We start from the raw sequence: 20,971 nt of genomic DNA, 5'->3' as shown, positions 1-20,971 counted from the left end.
CCTCTTACTTATTTAGCTCTTGTAAGAACCTCTCTTCATTCCAAACCTCAACATTATGTTTCTCCGCTTGTGCTAATTTCGAACCTGCCGCTTCACCTGCAACAACTAAATCCGTACTTTTACTAACACTTCCTGTTACTTTTCCACCTAATGCCTCAATTTTCTTCTTCGCTTCACTACGTCCCATAACTTCTAATTTCCCTGTTAAAACGACAGTTTTTCCTGCGAAGTACGACTCAACGTTTTGTAAATCAGCAATTTTCATGCCTTTATATGTCATGTTCACGCCGTATTCTTTAAATTGTTGTAATAACTCTAATACGTCTTCATTATCGAAATACGTTACTACGGATTGAGCCATTTTTTCACCAATTTCATTAATTGCTTTTAGTTCTTCTTCCGTTGCCTTCACAAGCGCATCCATCGTTTCGAAATGCTCTGCAAATGTACGTGCTGCTTTCGCTCCGACATGGCGAATACCTAGACCGAATAATAATCGCTCTAATGAGTTTTCTTTAGAATTCTCAATTGCTTTTACTAAATTCGTTGCTGATTTTTCTCCAAATCGTTCTAGCTGTAATAATTGCTCTTTCGTCAACGAATATAAATCAGCAAATGTACGAATATAATCTGCCTCAAAGAGTTGTGTAATGACACGTTCTCCAAGTCCATCAATATTCATTGCATTTCTTGAAACGAAATGGATTAACCCTTCTCGAATTTGAGCAGGACAAGTTGGATTTATACAACGAAGTGCTACCTCTTCTTCTAAACGAACTAGTTCACTCTCACATGCTGGGCAATGCGTTGGCATATGATATTCTTCTTCCTCACCAGTACGCTTATCGAAAATAACATTCACAACTTCAGGAATAATATCTCCAGCCTTCTTCACAACAACGTAGTCACCAATTCGAATATCTTTTTCACGAATTAAATCTTCGTTATGTAAAGAAGCACGACGAACGATCGTACCAGCCACTCGCACTGGCTCTAGCTCTGCAGTCGGTGTTACAACCCCTGTACGACCAACACTTAATTCAATCCCTGTTAATCTTGTTACAACTTCTTCAGCTGGGAATTTATAAGCAATTGCCCATCTTGGACTCTTTGCTGTAGTGCCTAGACTTTCTTGAAGAGCAACATCATCTACTTTTATAACGATCCCATCAATCTCATAATCAAGATGCGGACGTTTTTCTTGCCATTCTTCTACATAAGCTATAACTTCTTCAATTGTTTCACATGTGCGTCGATTTGGATTTGTTTTGAATCCAAGTTCACCTAAGAAATCAAGCGATTCACTATGTGATAGGATTGTTTTTTCTTCTACATTCGCAAGACCGTATACAAACATAGATAAGTTACGCTTCGCTGCAATTTTCGGATCAAGTTGGCGGATTGAACCTGCTGCCGCATTACGCGGATTTGCAAATACATCTTCACCATTTTGCTCTTTTTCTTCATTTAACTTAACGAATGAACGCTTCGGCATATAAGCTTCGCCTCGTGCTTCTAACGTTACTTCTTCATTTAAACGAAGCGGGATTGCTTTAATCGTTTTTAAATTTTGAGTAATATCTTCACCTGTTACACCATCACCACGTGTTGCCCCTTGAATGAAGCGTCCTTTTTCATAATGAAGTGAAACAGCAAGTCCGTCAATTTTTAATTCGCATATATATCTTACATTCGCATCATCAATTCCTTGACGTACTCGTCGGTCAAAATCACGTAAATCTCCTTCGTTAAATGCATTTCCTAAACTTAACATCGGTGACTTGTGTGTTACTTTTTCAAATATATCAAGAACCGTTCCCCCAACGCGAACGGAGGGAGAATCTTCACTCATAAACTCTGGGTTCTCTGCTTCTAATTTTATAAGCTCCTGCATATTACGGTCATACTCCGCATCAGAAACAGAAGGATTGTCTAACACGTGATATTGATAGTTAAATGTATTTAACAAATCACGTAGTTCTTCTATACGTTTTTTTGCTATCTCTTTTGACATATCCTCATTCCTTTCCTATTGTTTCGTCACAGGTGCAAATTTTGCTAACAAACGTTTAACACCAATTGGGCTTGGGAACGCAATATCTAATTCTTTTGCATCACCTTCACCTTTTACACTTACGACTGTACCGATTCCCCATTTTTGGTGGGAAGCTTTATCGCCTACCGCCCAGCCGATTTGTTCGCCGCCTGTCGTCTTAGCTGCAGGACGCGCGAAAGCTGAGCGAGAACGTGTTGTAGTTGTCATTTTACTGCTACTTGCCGTTCTTCCTTTTGCACCAAACGAAGTTTCACGCTTCGGCGCTGTTTCATTTAATGATTCTACTAGTTCTGTCGGGATTTCTGTAATGAATCGGGATGCGGCATTCATACTTGTTCTACCAAATAAAGTACGCATTTGTGCATTTGATAAATACAACTCTTCTTCTGCACGAGTAATACCTACATAAGCAAGACGACGCTCTTCTTGCATTTCATCTTCTTCCATTAGGGAACGAGTATGCGGGAATATTCCTTCCTCTAAACCAACAATAAAGACAACTGGGAATTCTAATCCTTTCGCTGAGTGCATCGTCATTAAAATAACTTCCTCACCAGCAGTCGGGTCTTCATCTACACGATCAATATCTGCAACAAGTGCTAAGTCTGTTAAGAATGCAACAAGGCTCTTATCTTCGCTTTGAGATTCAAATGTTTGCGTAACAGATAAAAACTCATCTAAGTTCTCTAGACGACCTTCCGCTTCTAACGTACGCTCGTTTTTCAACATGTCGCGATAGCCGGTTTTTTCAATAACTTCTTCTACCAATTCTGTAACAGATAAATACTCTTGCATATTTACCCAGTTGTGTAATAAACCTGCGAATTCTTTTACTGCCTTTGTAACCTTTGCACTTACTCCAACATGCTCAATCTCATCGAATACAGCTGTTAATGAAATTCCATTTTGTACACCGTAATTAATAATTTTATCGATAGAAGTCGCACCAATTCCGCGCTTTGGCACGTTAATAATACGTGCGAAACTAATCTCATCATCTGGATTCCCAATTAAGCGTAAATACGCCAAAATGTCTTTAATCTCTTTACGGTCGTAGAACTTCGTACCGCCGACAATTTTGTAAGGAATATTAGATTTCAGGAAAATCTCCTCGACCATACGAGACTGCGCATTTGTACGATATAACACCGCAAAATCAGTATATTTTCGTTTTCCCATTTGAATATCGTCGCGAATTTTTTTCGCAACAAAGTATGCTTCGTCCTTTTCCGTTGCAGCACGATAGTAAGAGATTTTGCTTCCAACTTCATTATCTGTCCATAATTTCTTCGGTTTACGATTCGTATTTCTTTCAATAACAGCATTCGCTGCATTTAAAATATTTTGTGACGAACGATAGTTTTGTTCTAACAGAATAACTTGCGCATTCTCATAGTCTTTTTCGAATGACAAAATGTTAGAAATGTCCGCACCACGCCAGCGATAAATTGACTGATCTGAGTCACCTACAACACATAAATTTTTAAAACGTGCTGCCAAATGTTTAACAAGAAGGTATTGCGCTTTGTTCGTATCTTGATACTCATCCACGTGAATATACTGAAATTTACGCTGATAAAACTCTAGTACTTCTGGAACACGTTCAAATAGTTGAATCGTCGTCATAATTAAATCATCAAAGTCTAGTGAGTTATTTTTCAAAAGACGTTTTTGATATTCTGTATATACATCGCTCGTTAATTTTTCATATGGATCAGCAATTGTAATTTTCTTCGCATATTTATCCGCAGATAACAATTCATTTTTCGCATTACTAATACCAGCTAAAATAGAGCGCGGCTCAAATTTCTTCGGATCAATATTGCGCTCTTTCATAATTTTTTTAACTACAGTTAACTGATCACCTGAATCTAAAATTGTAAAGTTACGATTAATACCAATGCGATCGATATCACGTCGTAAAATACGTACACACATAGAGTGGAACGTAGAAATCCAAATATCTTCAGCTTCTGGTCCGACAAGTGTATCAATACGCTCGCGCATTTCACGAGCCGCTTTATTTGTAAAGGTAATAGCTAGTACGTTCCATGGTGCTACTCCTTTTTCACCAAGTAAATACGCAATACGATGTGTTAACACTCGTGTTTTACCACTACCTGCGCCTGCCATTAATAGAAGTGGTCCGTTCGTTGTTTGTACTGCTTTTTGTTGCTGCGGATTTAAACCATTTAATAATCTATCTGTCATACTCATATACGCCTGCACCTACTCTCCTTTTACTGCTTTAACCGTTTTTAACGCTGCTTTTATATCATCATAAATAATATTTCCAACAACTACTGTATCAGCATGCTGTGCCATTTCCTTCGCCTGTTCCGCATTAGAAATACCACCGCCATAATATAACTTAGCTTGTTTCAATTGTGCTTTTACATTTTTAACAAGTTCAACATCTCCATACGTACCGCTATACTCTAAATAAAATATCGGTAAACGTAATAGCTTGTCTGCTAAACGCGCGTATGCAATCACATCATCTTCTGTTACATCACACTTTGCATCTGTAAGCTGGGCTACTTTCGCTTCAGGATTTAAAACACAATATCCTTCCATAAAAATTTCGTCCCAATCCATAATATCCCCAAATTCTTTCAAAGCCTCATGATGAACGCCTGTTACCCATTCCACCTTTCGGCTATTTAAAACGCTTGGGATATAATAAAAATCGAATCCTGGTGTAATTGCTTCCACATCAGAAACCTCTAACACACAAGGAACTGCATATCTACGAATGCTAACTAGCATGTGTAGTACATTATCAATTGTCACCCCATCACTTCCGCCTACAATAACAGCATCTGTTCCAGACTCACAAATCATTTCTAAATGTTCGTCACTTAATTCCTTATTTGGATCAAGCTTAAATACATGTTTCCATCCGGAAATATCGTACATGAAAACACCCTTTCTTTTCTCAAGTTGTATATATTTCTGTTTAAAATAACAGTTTATTTTCATTAGGATTTTTTAAGTTCACCTTAAATATTTGTTTAAAGCGGAGAATTAAGTTTGAAATCCCCTCTTCGACATTTTTTAAACGAGAGGATTTAATTTTGAATTTCCTTTTATGCATTCTTTCATTATAACAAAAAAAGCTACTTACACACACGCACAATCCAACATCTTTTTCCACGTCAAATGTTGGATTACATATCCGAAAAATCAAAAGGGATACTAATAAAAGAAATAGTATTATCTATTTCAACTTTCATAAAAGGAGTGTTTTTCTAATGAAGCAAAATATCGGTACAATAAATGCCCTAATTCGAATTACACTCGGACTTGTCCTCTTCGGTTGTAGTGCAACGAAACTCGTGCGCAAACCTTGGTGCACTTGGTCTAACATTTTGCTATGGATTGGTGCAATGAAAGTTGCAGAGGGAATTGTTCGTTTCTGCCCTATTGTTGAAATGTGGAAATTCGGAAAATACATGAACATGGGGGCATTTAAAATGCCTAGCATGAATTTTGCTGAGAAGGGACATACTAAAGAAGAAGCGAATCAAACTTCCAAGCACGACAAACCACAGTCAAATGGAAGTTATGACGCTTCTGACAAAGAGATTGAGTCAGCGATTGAAGATATAATCCTGGCAAAACCGCTTTGAATCATTTGTCACGATGCAAGATGCTCTCAAAGGGACTTAGCTGCTGCAGTGGGCGGTTAAGTCTTCTTTATTTTATCACAAAAATAGAACATACATTCTCATTTCAGACATTAAAATATACATAATCAATAAAATTCAGAAAATTAGGTGTACACCTCTTGCTTAAAATGATATAAAAGTGATATCATTTTTATATCAGGAGGCGATCATATGAAAGAAAAACAAGTGTTTTATGTTAATGGTTTTCTTGGGATTATTGGAATTTTGATTTTAGCCGCTATCGGTGTATTTTTCCTCGTGCAAGAAATTTTCATAGGAGCAGCATTAACTATTATTTTAGCTGCAGTTCTTGCTACAGGTATTGGTATTGTTCAACCAAATCAAGCAAAAGTCATTACGTTTTTCGGTAATTATTTAGGAACAATTCGTCAAAACGGTTTATTTTTAACGATTCCGTTCGCGTTCCGTCAAACTGTATCATTACGTGTTGAGAACTTTAATAGTAAGAAATTAAAAGTAAATGATGTTGACGGAAATCCAATTGAAATTGCAGCTGTTATCGTCTATAAAGTTGTTGATTCTGCAAAAGCGATGTTCGGCGTTGAACATTATGATCGATTTGTAGAAATTCAAAGCGAAACGGCAATCCGCCACGTTGCAACGAAATATCCTTATGATAATTTCCAAGATGAAACTTGCATTACGTTACGTGGAAATACTGAAGAAATCTCTGAAGAATTAAAACGTGAATTAGAAGCACGCCTTGAAATTGCTGGCGTAGAAGTGTTAGAAACTCGTTTAACACATTTAGCTTATGCAACAGAAATTGCCCATGCAATGCTACAACGCCAACAAGCAAAAGCAGTATTAGCTGCTAGAAAAGAGATTGTTGAAGGTGCTGTGAAGATGGCAAAAGATTCAATCCATATGTTAGATGAAGAAGGCGTACTTGAATTAGATGACGAGCGTAAAGCGAATATGGTGAACAACCTATTAGTTGCCATCGTTTCAGATAAAGGTGCGCAACCAGTTATTAATACAGGAAGCCTATACTAAAAGGTTGTAAATCACTATGGCTAAAAAGAAAAGCTTTCCATTACGTATTGATCCTGAATTACACGCAGTCATCGAAAAATGGGCGAATGATGAGTTTCGTAGCGTCAATGCACACATCGAGTATTTACTTCGAGAAATGGCAAAGCAAAAAGGGAAATTGAAGAAAGATAAAGATGTATAAAAAATCTCGCTGATTTCTCAGCGAGATTTTTTACATATTAGCTTCTCATCATCTCATGCCCAATTGCACGATATCCTATATCACTTCGGTAAAATAGACCATCACTCTCAATTTTACCGATTTCTTTATACACCTTATCTTTCGCTTCTTGTAAACTATTCGCCTTACAAGCAACAAATAGTACACGACCACCGTTTGTTACAAAATCACCATGTTTCATCGTTGTACCTGAATGAAACACAATTACATCTTGCAATGCATCTAACCCGTTAATAATGTCACCTTTTTTATATACTTCTGGATATCCTTTCGAAGCAAGTACAACACCAATAACTGCTTCTTCTGACCATTGTAACGTTAGTTCACTCTCATCTAATACAGCATTACATACATCAACTAAATCATTTTCTAGGCGTGGTAATACAACTTCCGTTTCAGGATCACCAAAGCGAGCATTAAACTCAATTACCTTTGGACCATCATTTGTTAAAATAAGTCCCGCATATAAAATACCTGTAAACGATCGATTTTCTGCAATCATCGCTTTAGCAGTTGGATGCAATACATTTTTTATCGCCTCTTGAACTGCTGATTCCGGAATTTGTGGTACTGGAGAATATGCACCCATTCCACCTGTATTTGGACCTTTATCTCCATCAAAAGCTCGTTTATGATCTTGCGCGATTACCATCGGATGCACATTTGTTCCATTCACAAATGCCATTAATGAAAATTCTTGTCCATCTAAGAACTCTTCAATAACAACCTTCTTACTTGCTTCACCGAACTTTACATCTTGTAGCATTTCCTTCACAGCCTGTAATGCTTCTTCAAGCGTCATCGCTACTGTTACACCTTTACCAGCAGCTAATCCATCTGCCTTAATAACAATTGGTGCACCAACTTTTTGAATGTACTGTACCGCTTCTTCATAATCTGTAAAAGTTTCATATGCCGCAGTTGGAATATTATATTTTTCCATCAATTCTTTCGTAAAAGCTTTACTACCTTCAATAACAGCAGCCGCTTTATTCGGACCAAATACGCGAAGTCCCTCTTCTGTAAAACGATCAACAATTCCATTCATAAGCGGAATTTCTGGTCCAACGAAAGTTAATTCAACCCTATTCTCTTTAGCAAATAAAACTAATGCATCAAAATCATTTTCATCAATATCAACTGGTGTTGCAACATCGCGCATACCTTCATTGCCCGGTGCTACATACACCTTTTTCACTTTTGTAGATTGTGCAAACTTCCAAGCTAAAGCATGCTCACGCCCACCGCGGCCAATTACTAAAACATTCATATTTCATCCCCCAATACTTAAATAAGTACAAACTAGAAGCTATGCTCCTAGTTTGTTTTCATATCACTGTAAGTTTAAAAAGGAGGATTAAGAGAACCGAGCAGGTCGAGGCGCATTTGCCAGGAGGACACGGAGTGTAGTTTTCCTACATGAGTACCGCACTGGCAATGCAACGACGACATGCGAAGGTTATCTTAACCGGACTTTTTAAACACCCTCTATTAGTGTTTGAAATGACGTACGCCAGTGAACACCATCGCAATCCCATACGTATCCGCCACTTTAATAGAATCTTCATCACGGATTGATCCGCCTGGTTGAATGATTGCTGTAATTCCTGCTTTTGCTGCTTCTTCTAATGTATCTGGCATTGGGAAGAAAGCATCAGATGCAAGCGCGCTACCTTGTGCTTTTTCACCAGCTTGTGTAATTGCAATTTTTGCAGAACCTACACGGTTCATCTGTCCCGCACCGACACCAATTGTCATATCATCTTTCGCTAAAACAATTGCATTTGACTTCACATGTTTTACAACTTTCCAAGCTAGTTTTAAATCTTTCCATTCTTGCTCTGAAGGTTCACGTTTTGTTGGAATTGAAATTGTACTTTCATCTAATGATAACGTATCTTCCTCTTGAACAAGAAGTCCGCCTTGTACAGAAGTTAGTTTTTTGCTCGCACTTGTCGATTTTTCAATATTTACAGTTAGTAAACGTAAGTTTTTCTTACTTTGCAACACTTCCAAAGCTTCTTTTGAGAAAGAAGGTGCAATAATAATTTCTAAGAAAATTTCATGTAACTTTTCAGCTGTAGATTTGTCAATCTCACGATTCGCTGCAATAATCCCTCCAAAGATTGATACTGGATCCGCTTCATAAGCACGTGTGTATGCTTCATGAATATCAGTTCCTACTCCAACACCACATGGATTCATATGTTTTACTGCTACTACTGCTGGTTCTGTAAATTCTTTTACAATGCTAAGTGCTGCATCTGCATCATTAATATTGTTATATGATAATTCTTTACCATGTAATTGTTCTGCGTATGCAACAGAAGAAGTTGCTGCAAATGGCGCTTTATAGAAAGTTGCCTTTTGATGTGGGTTCTCGCCATAACGTAAGTCTTGCTTTTTCTCAAATGTCACAGTTAATGTTTCTGGGCTTTCTTCACCCATTTGCTCTGTTAAGTAGTTAGAGATTAACGCATCATATGCTGCTGTATGGCGGAATACTTTCGCTGCTAATTTACGTTTCGTTTCTTCTTTTACTTCACCGTTCTCTTTCAGTTCTGCTAATACAACATCGTAATCTACTGGATCTACAATTACCGATACAAATTTGTGATTTTTCGCAGCAGAGCGAATCATTGTTGGGCCACCAATATCAATATTTTCAATTGCATCAGCAAATGTTACATCAGGCTTAGCGATTGTTTCTTTGAATGGGTATAAGTTAACGACAACAAAATCAATTGGCTCTATACCTAACTCATTCATTTGTGCTACATGCGTTTCATTATCGCGAACTGCTAATAGACCACCATGAATATTTGGATGTAATGTTTTCACACGACCATCCATAATTTCTGGGAAACCAGTTACTTCAGAAATACCGATTACTTGTAAGCCGTTTTCTTCTAGTAATTTTTTTGTACCGCCTGTTGATATAACTTCGATTCCTTGTTCTAGTAAACCTTTAACAAATTCTACTACTCCTGTTTTATCTGAAACACTTACTAATGCACGCTTTTTCATTTACCCTTCACCCCTGGTTGTATGTTAGTTAACAGTTGGTTCTTTCGTAGATTGAACAATTTGATTCACTGTATTTACGTATAATTTATGTTCAACTTGTTGAATTTTCTTTTGTAAGCTTTCTCTCGTATCCCCTTCAGAAACAACTACTGCTTCTTGTGCAATAATTGGCCCTGTATCCATACCTGCGTCTACATAATGAATCGTTACTCCAGTTACTTTCACACCTGCTTCTAACGCTTGACCAACAGCATCTTTCCCTGGAAAACTCGGTAATAGTGATGGATGAATATTAATAATCCTTCCGCCGTAAGCTTCTAGTAAAGTTGGTCCAATTAAACGCATATATCCAGCTAAAATAACATAATCAATTTCATACTCTTCTAGCTTCTTTAATATCTCTTTTTCAAACGCTTCTTTTGACTCATATGCTTTCGCTGAAAAAGCGAAACACGGGATATGATGATAATGTGCTCGCCCAACAGCGCGTGCTTCTGGTTTATCACATACTAATAAACTAATTTCTGCATCCAATCTTTTTTCTTCTACTGCATTAACGAGAGATTGAAAGTTAGATCCGCTTCCAGAAGCAAAAACTGCTAATCTACTCATAGCGCTGTGCCTCCATTAAAAGTAACGCCAGCTCCTTGTACAGTGCGTCCAATAATACGAGCAGTTTCTCCTTGCTCTTCAAGAAGACGAACAACATCTTTTGCATCTTCTTCCTTCACCGCTACTACCATACCAATACCCATGTTAAAAATATTGAACATTTCTTTCTCTTCCAGCTTGCCAACTTCTTGAAGTAAACTAAAGATCGGCTGAATTTCCCAAGATCCTAATTCAATTTCTGCACCGATTTCTTCTGGTAACATACGTGGAATATTTTCAATGAATCCGCCACCTGTAATATGTGCCATACCGTATACTTCATATTTCTTCAATAGTTCTAAAATAGGTTTGACATAAATTTTCGTTGGTTTTAATAATTCTTCACCAAGAGGTAGCTCTAAGCGTCCGTAAATGCGATCTAAAGATAGTTCTCCATCTTCTAGTAATACTTTTCGTACTAAAGAATAACCGTTACTATGAATACCGCTAGATGCTAAGCCAATTAATACGTGACCAGCTTCAATTTTTTCACCTGTTACAATTTTCTTTTTATCAACGATCCCAACTGTAAAACCAGCTAAATCGTATTCTTCTGTAGAATACATTCCTGGCATTTCAGCTGTTTCTCCACCAATTAAAGCACAACCTGCTTGGCGACAGCCCTCTGATATACCTTTGACGATGTTTTCAATTTTACTAGGTTCAGCTTTACCACAAGCAATATAATCAAGGAAGAAAAGCGGCTCTGCTCCTTGGACAACAATATCATTTACACACATTGCTACCGCATCAATACCAATTGTGTCATGTTTATCTGCCATAAAAGCGAGCATCAATTTCGTTCCCACGCCATCTGTTCCAGATACTAATACAGGTTCTTCTAATGCAAATTTTGATAGGTCAAACATACCTCCAAAACCGCCTAAACCGCCTAGTACTTCTTTTCTCATTGTTGTTTGTACGTGTTTTTTCATGCGAGATACCGCTTCATATCCAGCTTCAATATCTACTCCTGCTTGCTTATATGCATTCGCCATCGTTATCTACACCTCGTCTTTTAATTTCTCCCTATCCTGTGCGGGCCGTTTTAAGAAAGAAGCTAGCTTCTACATCAAAAAGAAGTAGAAGCTTTTTTCTTCTTATTTCATACTTTCTAAAAGCTCTTGCTCATAATCATAAAGAGCTGTTGGATAATCTCCATTGAAGTACGCCATACATAGGCCACCGTATTTCCCTTCATATGGACGTCCAATTGCATCTACTAATCCATCTTCACTTAAAAATGTTAATGAGTCTGCACCGATCATTTCACGAATTTCTTCTACCGTATGATTTGCTGCAATTAATTCTTTTCTCGTTTGAATATCAATGCCATAGAAACATGGATATTTCAAAGGTGGTGAAGCTATTCTTACGTGAACTTCTGTCGCTCCAGCCTCGCGAAGCATACGAACAATTCGTTTACTCGTTGTTCCTCGTACGATAGAATCATCAATCATAACAACTCGTTTTCCTTCAACTACACCTCTTACTGCTGAAAGCTTCATCTTAACCCCTTGCTCTCGCAGTTCCTGAGAAGGTTGAATAAACGTACGTCCAACGTAACGATTTTTAATTAATCCTAACTCATATGGAATACCTGTCGCCTCCGCATAACCAATTGCTGCTGAAATGCTAGAGTCTGGTACACCAGTAACAACATCAGCTTCAATAGGAGCTTCTGCCGCCAAACGTTTCCCCATGTTTTTACGTGCTGCATGGACATTAACACCAGCGATATTTGAATCTGGGCGTGCGAAGTAAATGTATTCCATACTGCAAATTGCATGTTCTACATCATTTGTAAAACGATCTACGTGAATTCCCTCATCATTAATGATAAGTAATTCACCCGGTTCTACATCACGAATGTATGTTGCACCTACTACATCAAAAGCACATGTTTCTGATGCTACAACGTAAGCATCTCCCATCTTTCCAATTGAAAGGGGACGGAATCCATTTGGATCTAGCGCAACAATCATTTCATTTCCAGTTAGTAAAAGATATGCAAACGCACCTTTCACTTTATTTAGAGCTTCTTTTACACTTTCAATTAACGAATCTTTCGTACTACGTTTAATAAGGTGTAAAAGTACTTCTGTATCTGAACTTGTTTGAAAAATACTTCCCTCTGCCTCTAATTCGCGGCGAAGCATTTTTGCATTAATTAAATTCCCGTTATGAGCTAATGCCATACTATGATCAGAAAAACGGAATAGTAATGGTTGAACATTAGCCACTTCACTTCCACCAGCCGTCGCGTATCGTACGTGTCCGATTGCTGATTTCCCGTTCAATCCTTCTAGCTCTCCTCTTGAAAACACTTCCGATATTAAACCTAACCCCTTGTGACCGACGATTTTTTCTCCATTATTTACGACAATGCCTGCGCCTTCTTGCCCACGGTGCTGTAAACTGTGCAATCCGTAGTATGAAACTTGTGCCGCATTTTCATGCCCCCAAATTCCGAAAACGCCACATTCTTCGTTTAACCCCTTTATTTCAGCAAGCATGGGATTGCCCCTTTCCAAGCCTTTCTCATTTCATCTACATTTGCTGTAAGTAACACTTCATTTTCTTCATTATGAATTGTCACTTCATTTGTATTTGTTACTTCTCCAACTTGAGTTGCTTCTACCGCTTTCTCGAACGCTTCTTTATTTTCACGTTTTACAGTTATCACGAAGCGAGATTGCGATTCCGCAAATAATGCCGCTGTTGCTTCCCCGTCTAATTTCACAGTAGCACCTAAGCCGTTAGCACCAATTGCACTTTCTGAAATTGCAACTGCTAAACCACCTTCAGCAACGTCATGTGCAGATTGAACAAGGCCAGCTTGAATTGCTGCTAATACTTGTTTTTGACGTTTTAATTCTACGTCCAGATCGATACTTGGTGATTGGCCGAAAATTTTGCCGTGAAGCATTTTCTGTAATTCACTTCCACCAAACTCAGCTTTCGTCTCTCCGATAATATAAACTAAATCGCCAGCTTGCTTAAATTCTTGTGTTGTTACATGTTTTAAGTCATGTACTAGTCCGACCATCCCAACTGTCGGTGTTGGATATACCGCTTCACCACTACGTTCGTTATACATTGATACGTTTCCGCCTATAACTGGTGTTTGTAATGTGCGACAAGCTTCACTCATACCATCTACTGATTTCTCAATTTGCCAGAAGATTTCTGGTTTCTCTGGATTACCGAAGTTTAAGCAATCTGTAATTGCAAGTGGCTCTCCTCCAGAACATACGATATTACGTGCTGCCTCTGCTACTGCAATTTTACCGCCCATTTCTGGATCTAAATAAATGTAGCGAGAGTTACAATCTGTCGTCATTGCTAATCCTTTTTCTGTACCGCGTACACGTACAACTGCTGCATCTGAACCCGGTGTAACAACTGTGCTTGTGCGAACTTGATAATCATATTGATCATAAACCCACTCTTTACTTGCAATCGTCGGTTGTTGTAATAGAGCGAATAACGTTTCTTTATAATTTTCTACTTTTGGTGTTTCCATTTTCATCTGCTGGAATTCAGCAAAGTATGCTGCTTCTTGTGATGGTTTATGATAAATTGGCGCTTCTTCTGCAAGAGCATCCGCTGGTACTTCAGCTACCATTTCACCTTTATGGAATAAACGAAGCATTTTGTCTTCCGTTACTTTCCCCATCGTAACGGCTGCAAGACCATACTTCTCAAATAAATCTACTATCTCTTGCTCTCTACCTTTTTTCACAACAATTAACATACGCTCTTGTGATTCAGATAGCATCATTTCATATGGTGTCATTCCTGTTTCTCGTTGTGGTACATCATCTAAGTACATTTCAATACCCATTCCTGCTTTACTTGCCATTTCTGCAGAAGATGATGTTAAACCAGCTGCACCCATATCTTGAATTCCAACAAGTGCATCCGATTGAATAAGTTCTAAACAAGCTTCAATAAGAAGTTTCTCCATAAATGGATCTCCTACTTGAACTGCTGGACGCTTCGCTTCTGAGCTTTCAGATAACTCTTCAGATGCGAATGTAGCACCGTGGATACCATCACGACCAGTTGATGCTCCTACGTACATTACTGTGTTTCCAGCACCGTGCGCTTGCCCTTTTTTAATGTCTTCGTGGTTAATTAAGCCTACGCACATTGCATTTACAAGTGGATTTCCTTCATAACATGGATCAAACTGTACTTCGCCGCCAACAGTCGGAATACCGATACAGTTACCGTATCCCGCAATTCCTGCTACTACTTCTTCGAATAAGTATTTCACACGTGGTGATTGTAATTCTCCAAATCGAAGTGAGTTTAATAGAGCTACTGGACGTGCTCCCATAGAGAATACGTCACGAATAATACCGCCAACACCTGTTGCTGCTCCTTGATATGGCTCAATAGCAGAAGGGTGGTTATGACTTTCCATTTTAAATACAACCGCTTGATTATCACCGATGTCTACAATTCCAGCACCTTCCCCAGGCCCTTGCAAGACTCGCTCACCTGTTGTTGGGAATTTTCGAAGTACTGGTTTTGAATTTTTATAACTACAATGTTCAGACCACATAACAGAGAATAATCCTGTTTCTGTATAATTTGGCAGACGGCCTAAAATCTTTTCAACCATGGCGAACTCTTCGTCTGTTAGCCCCATTTCCGCATATATGCGCTCTTCTTTAATTTGTGTTGGATTTGGTTCAAGCATTAACGACATATGTTTCCCTCCACTGTTTTAAGATAGATTGAAAGACTTTTAACCCTTCAGCACCGCCAAGTAATTCATCTACAGCACGCTCTGGGTGTGGCATCATACCCAGTACATTCCCTTTTTCGTTTACAATACCAGCAATATCTGAAACGCTTCCGTTCGGGTTTTCTACGTAACGGAATGCGATTTGATTATTCTCTTCTAATTGTTTAAGCGTCTCTTCATCACAATAGTAATTCCCCTCACCATGTGCAATTGGAATATTGATTACTTCATCTTTTTCATATTGTGATGTAAACATTGTTTCATTATTTTCAACACGTAACTGAACTGTTCGACACATAAATTTTAAGTTTTCATTTCTCATTAATGCTCCTGGTAATAATCCTGATTCAACAAGAATCTGGAATCCATTACATACACCTAAAATTGGCTTTCCTTGCTCAGCAGCTTTCTGTACTGCTTTCATTGCATTCGCAAAGCGAGAAATAGCACCGCAGCGTAAGTAGTCACCATAAGAGAAACCACCTGGTAGTAGAATTGCATCATATTCATCTAAATTCTCTGTATCGTGCCAAACGTAATCTACTTCTTCGCCAAGCTCATCTTTAATTGCATGGAACATATCGACATCACAGTTCGAACCTGGAAATACTATTACGGCAAATTTCACTGTGCGACAACCTCCTCAACTTCATAACGGAAGTCTTCCATTACAACGTTTGCTAATAGTTTTTCACACATTTCCTTTACCTTGCTATCTAAGTCGGTTACCGATTTATCAATTGTTAGTTCCATGTACTTTCCAATTCGAACATCCTGTACTTCTGTGAATGAAAGGCTATGAAGTGCTCCTTTTACTGCTGTTCCTTGTGGATCTAATACGCTTTCTCTTAATGTTACATATACCTTAACTTTATACATGTGAAATTCCCCCTAAACGTTTTAAAATCTCTTCATAAGCATCTGTTAAATTTCCAAGATCACGACGGAATACGTCTTTATCAAACTTCTCATTGCTCGTTTCATCCCATAAACGGCAAGTATCTGGTGAAATTTCATCTGCTAAAATGATTTCTCCTTCATCCGTTACACCAAACTCTAATTTGAAATCTACTAATCTTACACGACAGCTTGCGAAATGATCAATCAACACTTGATTGATTTGTAGAGCCATATCTCGTAATACGCTTACTTGCTCTGGCGATGCAACGTTTAATACACGAATATGATCTTCCGTTACAAGCGGATCTCCTAAATCATCATCTTTGAAGTAAAATTCTACGATTGGTTCTGCAAGTACAGTTCCCTCTTCCATTCCTAATCGTTTTGAAAGACTTCCTGCAATTACATTTCTTGTGACAACTTCTAAAGGAATAATACTCACTTTTTTAACAAGTTGTTCTGTTTCAGATAGCTTCTCAACAAAGTGTGTTTTAATTCCTACTTCTTGTAACTTTCTGAACAATAAAGTTGTAATCTCATTGTTCAAACGACCTTTTCCTGTAATCGTCTCTTTTTTCTCCCCATTGAAAGCAGTCGCACTATCTTTGTACTCTACCCAAACCATATCTGCTGATTCTGTACGATAAATTCTTTTTGCCTTACCTTCATACAGCAATTCTAGCTTTTGCATTTCGCAAGCCCCCTGTAGTTTGAAAAATGTGAATAATGTTTTTATAAAGAATGGCACAGAATGACTCTATTCTGTGCCATATGAAATTTTACGCTTCGTTTAATCCAAGGCGTTCAAAGATTGTATCAACGTGTTGCATATGATGCTCATAGTTGAAGCATTCATTAATTTCTTCTTGTGTTAACTTGCTCGTAATACGCTCATCAGCTTCTACAAGCTCTTTAAATTGTACTTGTGTTTCCCAAGCTTCCATCGCTTTAGGTTGTACGATATCGTAAGCTTCCTCACGTACCATACCTTTATCGATTAATGTAAGCATTACGCGCTGAGAATAAATTAAGCCGTATGTTCTTGTCATATTACGTTTCATATTCTCTGGGTATACAGTTAAGTTTTTAACAATATTACCAAAGCGGTTTAGCATGTAATTTAACGCGATTGTAGCATCTGGTAAAATTACGCGTTCTGCTGAAGAGTGAGAAATATCACGCTCATGCCATAATGGAACATTCTCATAAGCTGTCATCATATAACCGCGGATAACACGAGCTAAACCAGTCATATTTTCAGATCCAATTGGATTACGCTTATGCGGCATTGCAGAAGAACCCTTTTGACCTTTTGCGAAAGCTTCTTCAACTTCACGTGTTTCACTCTTTTGTAAACCACGAATCTCAACTGCCATCTTTTCGATAGACGTTGCGATTAATGCAAGTGTTGACATGTAATGTGCATGGCGATCACGTTGCAATGTTTGTGTTGAAATTGGTGCTGCTTCTAATCCTAAGTTTTCACAAACATACTTTTCTACGAATGGATCGATATTTGCATATGTACCAACCGCACCAGATAATTTACCAACACGAACTGTATTAGCAGCTTGTTTGAAACGCTCTACGTTACGTTTCATTTCTTCATACCAAAGACCAAGTTTTAAACCGAATGTTGTTGGTTCTGCATGAACACCGTGTGTTCTTCCCATCATGATCGTGTATTTATGCTCTTTCGCTTTGTTAGCTAAAATACTTACAAAGTTTTCTAAGTCTTTTAATATGATTTCATTCGCTTGTTTTAAAATGTAAGATAACGCTGTATCTACTACGTCTGTAGATGTTAAACCGTAATGAATCCATTTACGTTCCTCGCCTAATGCTGGTGTTTCTGATACAGCACGAGTGAATGCAACTACGTCATGACGTGTCTCTTTTTCAATTTCATAAATACGATCAATATCAAATGATGCATGCTCACGAATTTTTTTAACATCTTCTTTCGGAATATCGCCAAGCTCAGCCCATGCTTCACAAGCTAAAATCTCAACTTCTAACCACGCTTTAAATTTGTTCTCTTCCGTCCAAATTGCACCCATTTCTGGGCGTGTATAACGACTAATCATCTTTTTCCCTCCAACAGTTGTTCTTGATGGTCCCAAATATGCAAACTCTTCGCTTTTTCTAGAGCGACTTCAATATTATCATTTAAAATATTAACATGCCCCATTTTTCGCTGCGCTTTTGCTTCTTCTTTTCCATACAAGTGTAAATAGCACCCGGTTAATCTATTCACTTGTCTTAGGACCCCTTCTATATGTTCGCCTAAAATGTTTACCATGACAACTGGTTTTAACAAATTTGTTTCTCCAAGAGGTAAATTACAGATTGCTCGAATATGTTGGCCGAATTGACTCGTTTCACATGCATCCTGTGTATAGTGTCCTGAATTGTGAGGTCTTGGTGCTAATTCATTAATGTAAATCTCACCATCAGCTGTAGCAAACATCTCTACCGCTAGTGTTCCCACAAGTTCTAGTTCATCCGCAAGCACTTTTGCATAAGCAATAGCTTTTTGAGAAAGTTCTTCTGTAATGCGAGCTGGAACGATGGATTCATGCAAAATGTTATTTACATGAATATTTTCCGCTACCGGAAATACTTTCGTTTCACCACTTACACTACGAATGACAATAACTGATACTTCTTTTTCAAAAGGCACCCATTTCTCTAAAATACACTCTGCTGCATTCGCAAGCTCTCGCGCTGTATCAACGTCATCCTCACTTCTTAAAACAACTTGCCCTTTCCCATCATATCCACCTGTCGTCGTTTTTAAGACAGAAGGATATGATAACTCAGCGATTGCTTCAGTAAGCTGACCTTGATTTTGAACTAATCTATACGTTGCTACTGGTAATCCTGCTTTCTCAATCGCATTCTTTTCTGTAAAACGATTTTGCGTTTTACTTAACAACTGACTGCCTTGCGGTAAGTAAGCATGTTTTTCAAGCCATTGTAAACATCTATAATCAATATTCTCAAATTCATATGTGACAACATCACTGATCTCTGCTAAATGCTGAATTGCTTTTAAATCGTCATATGATGCAACAATTTCAATATCAGCAACTTGTGCACATGGTGAGTTTTTTGTAGGATCTAAAACAGCAATTTTATATCCCATCTCCTTAGCCGCCAATGCCATCATTCTTCCTAGCTGGCCGCCTCCAATAATACCGATTGTTTTTCCAGGTAAAATGATTCTCGTCATACTAGCTCACTACCTTCGCGCACATCTTTTTCAATTGCTTCTCTTCTCAATTCTAATGCATCATATATGTCATCATGGAATGATCCAAGTATTTGTGCAGCAAGTAAACCAGCATTTGTTGAACCAGCCTTACCAATTGCAACAGTTGCAACTGGAACCCCTCCTGGCATTTGGACGATGGATAATAATGAATCTAAGCCGTTTAACGCTTTTGATTGAACTGGAACTCCGATTACAGGAAGATTCGTCTTCGCTGCAACCATTCCTGGTAAATGTGCTGCTCCACCAGCTCCCGCAATAATAACTTTCAATCCACGTTCACGAGCCGTCTCTGCATATTCAAACATATAATCCGGAGTCCGATGAGCGGATACAACCTTTTTCTCATACGGTATATTTAATTCATCTAAAATGTCACAAGCATATTTCATTGTTTCCCAGTCTGACGTGCTTCCCATTATGACTCCAACTAGTGATTTCATATTAGAATCCCCCCGATTCAAATAAAAAAAGCCTGAAATAGAACAGTTTCTCTTTTACTATGAGAGAAAGCGCTCTACTCAGGCATACGTATCCCTTGTGAATAGAAAAATACCGAGTGACTTTCCCTCATAGTCTAACGAATAACGGTCGTTAGGTAGAGACTTGCAGGCCATATCCCCGCGATTATATGAGGTCTTATATATTATTCTTTCTATGGCTATATTAACAATATTTCATAAACAATGTCAACAAATAATCGAATGTTTTTTTATTACTCATCAATAACGTTCGTGTTTTAGTTATATTCAAAAGAATAATTGTAACTATATGCAAGAAGGATAAGCAATTAGAATATATATTTCTAGAGATCTACCATACACAAAACGGTTTGTATATTAATTCCGTACGCTTTTATATAAAGTGAAACTTTAATCAACCCTCACCAATCGGGCTTTTACGGGCAGTTGATCCCCCACCTAGCTTCTTTGCTTCCGCTGAAATTTGAGGTGGGGGTCTTACTGCCCGTTAATGCGGAATAAAGCATATCGTTTCTATTCCTTTGTATCGCATTCATTACTGTAAGGATTGAATACTTATTTTCATCCCGCTTTTCTTACTCTCATTATGTAAAATATATACTTGTAGTAAGAAATAACAGTTCCTATCATAAGGATTGTTTGGGAGCACTTAGAAAGCCTGAAAAGCAAAAAAATCATTACTATTACCCTCAATAGCCTCATTTTCATTCTTTTCTCTCATTAAGATTACTAAATTTACGGATTATGACATTTGATATATAAAAATAAACACAAAAAAACCTAAGTCGAAACGACTTAGGTTTTTGCTTGGCGACGTCCTACTCTCACAGGGACAAGGTCCCAACTACCATCGGCGCTAGAGAGCTTAACTTCCGTGTTCGGTATGGGAACGGGTGTGACCTCTCTGCCATCAT

Annotated in this window: 18 protein-coding genes, 1 rRNA gene and 1 riboswitch; of the genes, 3 read left to right on the top strand and 16 right to left on the bottom strand. The window is 38.1% G+C overall.

What is annotated here, in order from left to right; all coding sequences use genetic code 11:
• Positions 1-4: 4 nt before the first annotated feature.
• Genes ligA through pcrB form a run of 3 tightly spaced genes read right to left on the bottom strand, consistent with a single transcriptional unit; the run spans position 5 to position 4,975 of the window.
• On the bottom strand, positions 5-2,014 hold the full coding sequence (ligA, locus tag MR083_RS12925; protein ID WP_242269452.1) for an NAD-dependent DNA ligase LigA: 2,010 nt from the start codon (positions 2,012-2,014) through the stop codon (positions 5-7).
• Positions 2,015-2,029: 15 nt separating this feature from the next.
• Positions 2,030-4,273, bottom strand: a complete 2,244-nt coding sequence (pcrA, locus tag MR083_RS12920; protein ID WP_011039939.1) for a DNA helicase PcrA — start codon at positions 4,271-4,273, stop codon at positions 2,030-2,032.
• Positions 4,274-4,285: 12 nt separating this feature from the next.
• Positions 4,286-4,975, bottom strand: coding sequence for a heptaprenylglyceryl phosphate synthase (pcrB, locus tag MR083_RS12915; RefSeq protein ID WP_000272093.1), 690 nt, complete (start codon positions 4,973-4,975; stop codon positions 4,286-4,288).
• A gap of 335 nt (positions 4,976-5,310) precedes the next feature.
• On the opposite strand from pcrB, the gene MR083_RS12910 reads away from it, so the two are divergent.
• From MR083_RS12910 to MR083_RS12900, 3 genes are all read left to right on the top strand, one after another.
• Positions 5,311-5,688 (top strand): YgaP family membrane protein, encoded by a 378-nt coding sequence (locus MR083_RS12910; RefSeq protein ID WP_002026867.1) that lies wholly within the window; start codon positions 5,311-5,313, stop codon positions 5,686-5,688.
• Positions 5,689-5,898: 210 nt separating this feature from the next.
• Positions 5,899-6,744, top strand: coding sequence for an SPFH domain-containing protein (locus MR083_RS12905; RefSeq protein ID WP_000660683.1), 846 nt, complete (start codon positions 5,899-5,901; stop codon positions 6,742-6,744).
• 16 nt (positions 6,745-6,760) lie between these two features.
• Entirely contained in the window at positions 6,761-6,925 is a 165-nt protein-coding gene (locus MR083_RS12900; RefSeq protein WP_001085173.1) for a type II toxin-antitoxin system antitoxin, read from the top strand.
• 37 nt (positions 6,926-6,962) lie between these two features.
• Here the strand turns inward: MR083_RS12900 and purD are convergent, their stop codons facing one another.
• The 13 genes from purD to rrf form a co-directional block, all read right to left on the bottom strand.
• A complete protein-coding gene (gene purD / locus MR083_RS12895) occupies positions 6,963-8,234 on the bottom strand; it encodes a phosphoribosylamine--glycine ligase (RefSeq protein WP_242269450.1) in 1,272 nt (423 codons plus the stop codon).
• Between the two features lie 221 nt (positions 8,235-8,455).
• Complete coding sequence (purH, locus tag MR083_RS12890) at positions 8,456-9,991, bottom strand: bifunctional phosphoribosylaminoimidazolecarboxamide formyltransferase/IMP cyclohydrolase (protein ID WP_074615324.1); 1,536 nt, start codon at positions 9,989-9,991, stop codon at positions 8,456-8,458.
• A 24-nt stretch (positions 9,992-10,015) separates the two neighbouring features.
• Complete coding sequence (gene purN / locus MR083_RS12885) at positions 10,016-10,603, bottom strand: phosphoribosylglycinamide formyltransferase (RefSeq protein WP_000088580.1); 588 nt, start codon at positions 10,601-10,603, stop codon at positions 10,016-10,018.
• On the bottom strand, positions 10,600-11,640 hold the full coding sequence (purM, locus tag MR083_RS12880; protein WP_001262431.1) for a phosphoribosylformylglycinamidine cyclo-ligase: 1,041 nt from the start codon (positions 11,638-11,640) through the stop codon (positions 10,600-10,602). The genes purN and purM overlap by 4 nt, the downstream gene beginning before the upstream one ends.
• 102 nt (positions 11,641-11,742) lie before the next feature.
• Positions 11,743-13,158: an amidophosphoribosyltransferase gene (gene purF / locus MR083_RS12875; protein ID WP_000879025.1), complete on the bottom strand. Its 1,416-nt coding sequence runs from the start codon at positions 13,156-13,158 to the stop codon at positions 11,743-11,745.
• Complete coding sequence (gene purL / locus MR083_RS12870) at positions 13,143-15,362, bottom strand: phosphoribosylformylglycinamidine synthase II (RefSeq protein WP_242269448.1); 2,220 nt, start codon at positions 15,360-15,362, stop codon at positions 13,143-13,145. Before purL ends, purF begins: the two co-directional genes overlap by 16 nt.
• Positions 15,346-16,029, bottom strand: coding sequence for a phosphoribosylformylglycinamidine synthase subunit PurQ (purQ, locus tag MR083_RS12865; RefSeq protein WP_000666779.1), 684 nt, complete (start codon positions 16,027-16,029; stop codon positions 15,346-15,348). The genes purL and purQ overlap by 17 nt, the downstream gene beginning before the upstream one ends.
• Positions 16,026-16,280: a phosphoribosylformylglycinamidine synthase subunit PurS gene (gene purS / locus MR083_RS12860; protein WP_000278826.1), complete on the bottom strand. Its 255-nt coding sequence runs from the start codon at positions 16,278-16,280 to the stop codon at positions 16,026-16,028. Before purS ends, purQ begins: the two co-directional genes overlap by 4 nt.
• Complete coding sequence (gene purC / locus MR083_RS12855; RefSeq protein WP_001170542.1) at positions 16,273-16,992, bottom strand: phosphoribosylaminoimidazolesuccinocarboxamide synthase; 720 nt, start codon at positions 16,990-16,992, stop codon at positions 16,273-16,275. Before purC ends, purS begins: the two co-directional genes overlap by 8 nt.
• Positions 16,993-17,080: 88 nt before the next feature.
• Positions 17,081-18,388: an adenylosuccinate lyase gene (gene purB / locus MR083_RS12850; protein WP_000625677.1), complete on the bottom strand. Its 1,308-nt coding sequence runs from the start codon at positions 18,386-18,388 to the stop codon at positions 17,081-17,083.
• Complete coding sequence (gene purK / locus MR083_RS12845) at positions 18,385-19,536, bottom strand: 5-(carboxyamino)imidazole ribonucleotide synthase (protein ID WP_000196798.1); 1,152 nt, start codon at positions 19,534-19,536, stop codon at positions 18,385-18,387. The genes purB and purK overlap by 4 nt, the downstream gene beginning before the upstream one ends.
• Positions 19,533-20,018, bottom strand: coding sequence for a 5-(carboxyamino)imidazole ribonucleotide mutase (gene purE / locus MR083_RS12840; RefSeq protein WP_000839371.1), 486 nt, complete (start codon positions 20,016-20,018; stop codon positions 19,533-19,535). Before purE ends, purK begins: the two co-directional genes overlap by 4 nt.
• 110 nt (positions 20,019-20,128) lie before the next feature.
• Positions 20,129-20,230, bottom strand: a riboswitch (purine riboswitch).
• Positions 20,231-20,862: 632 nt separating this feature from the next.
• A 5S ribosomal RNA gene (gene rrf / locus MR083_RS12835) occupies positions 20,863-20,971 on the bottom strand; the annotation flags it as partial.

It is taken from the genome of Bacillus cereus group sp. BfR-BA-01408 (genome assembly GCF_022663305.1).
Classification (GTDB): domain Bacteria; phylum Bacillota; class Bacilli; order Bacillales; family Bacillaceae_G; genus Bacillus_A; species Bacillus_A pacificus.
This window is presented reverse-complemented; position numbering and strand designations above follow the sequence as displayed.